The following is a 1644-nucleotide window of genomic DNA, read 5'->3' on the forward strand; positions in this document are numbered from 1 at the left end:
CGAAAATAAAGTTCAATTTTCTTTGTATGAAAATCTTCACGTGAAAAGGCAATAAGAAATTAGACCCTACAATAATTATCTTTTTTGAAGAGCCAACATATCCTTAACTGATATTTGTTTTAGATTATGCTACTTCCGGATCAGTACTTGTTATCTCATAGCCCTTTCTCTTTAAGTATTCAATCATTCTTATTTCTTTATTTTCTTGTTTTTGTTTCATGTAATCTGGACCTAACTCTTTATATGGTTCTCCTGTTTTTAAGATATTGTAAGCAATTTTTAAAAGTAAGTGGGCTGTGGCCATTTGTGCTTTTTTTGCACCTTGTCTCTTTAGTATCCTTTTGTAAAAAGAAGATACTCTATTGTTTTGAGGTCGAGTTGATAGAGCACATTGTACTGCCATGGTCTTTAATACCTTGTTTCCTTTCTTGCTTTTAGTTCGCTTTTTTTTACCGGCACTTTCATTATTCCCTGGACTCACACCAGCCCAAGATGCAAAATGCTTGTCTGATTTATATACTGACATATCAATACCCATTTCTGCGACTAGAGTAGCTGCGCCATTTTTATCTACTCCAGGTATGGTGTCTAATAATTCTACTTCTTTTCGATACGGTTCCAAGCATATGTCAATCTGTTTTTCTATTTCAGTAATCAGATTTTCAAGATACATCATATGATCCCAATGTTGACGCAACATATAGCGATGGTGGTGACGAATACGGCCGTTGATGGCACTAGCGATATCAAAAAGATTTGCTTTTGTTCCCCGGTGAACTAATTTCTCAAGATCTATTAATTCAATCTTTTCACCATCCATGATTTTCTCAAGTATTCGTCGTCCTGTTGTTCCAAAAATATCTGAAAGCACCGATGTAAGTTTTATGTTTCCATCTTGTAATATTTTGTGTATCCGATTTCGTTCGTTACTACGATTATAAATTAGTTTTGTCCGGTAACGAGTAAGATCTCGTAAATCCCGAATACTTTCAGGAGGAACAAAATTCCCTTCAATTAACCCACTTCTTAATAGCTTGGCAAGCCATTCGGCATCCTTAACATCTGTTTTCCGACCAGGAACATTTTTCACATGTCTTGCATTTGCAAGTATAAGGTGAAATCTTTCCTCAAGGATATTCCATATTGGTTTCCAATATACTCCTGTACTTTCCATGACAACATCAGTTACTTCCTTAGAGAACAGCCAATCACTTAATTCTAATAATCCTTCCGTAGTTGTTGAAAAAGACTTGATTTCCTTTTTTGGTCTTTTGTCTAACGAACCATGTAATACACAACCCACTACCACTTTTTGATGTACATCTAACCCAGCACATCTTTCAATCATTGCTTCCATTAAGAACCACCACTTCATTAGTTAATCAATACAAATGACAGTAGATATCTGTTAAAAAATATTTGTATACGTGTTTTTCACACATTAGTTGGTACTTCTATACTGTCAAAACCAGTTTCGTGCACAGGGTATCTCACTTTAAGATCCACCAAAGAAATTTCAGCCTGGTTGTATTGTTACTAGAAATATTGACGTTTGATTCCTATGTGATACCTCTGATTTGATTAGGAATCCATTTTCGTGATAGTTGGTGGCTACGAGAAGCGTAGCCGTGGACGTTTCGTGCG

Annotated in this window: 1 protein-coding gene; it reads right to left on the minus strand. The window is 35.6% G+C overall.

Features of this window, described 5'->3' with window-relative positions:
- Window positions 1-124: 124 nt before the first annotated feature.
- Window positions 125-1357, minus strand: coding sequence for an IS110 family RNA-guided transposase (locus GH741_RS21330; RefSeq protein ID WP_153738765.1), 1233 nt, complete (start codon window positions 1355-1357; stop codon window positions 125-127).
- Between the last annotated feature and the right edge of the window lie 287 nt (window positions 1358-1644).

Origin of the sequence: Aquibacillus halophilus (assembly GCF_009649745.1) — a bacterium.
GTDB lineage: Bacteria > Bacillota > Bacilli > Bacillales > Amphibacillaceae > Aquibacillus > Aquibacillus halophilus.

Excerpts from the sequence above, each read along its gene's own strand:
- GH741_RS21330 (WP_153738765.1), bottom strand. The coding sequence starts at position 1,357 with ATGGAAGCAATGATTGAAAGATGTGCTGGGTTAGATGTACATCAAAAA.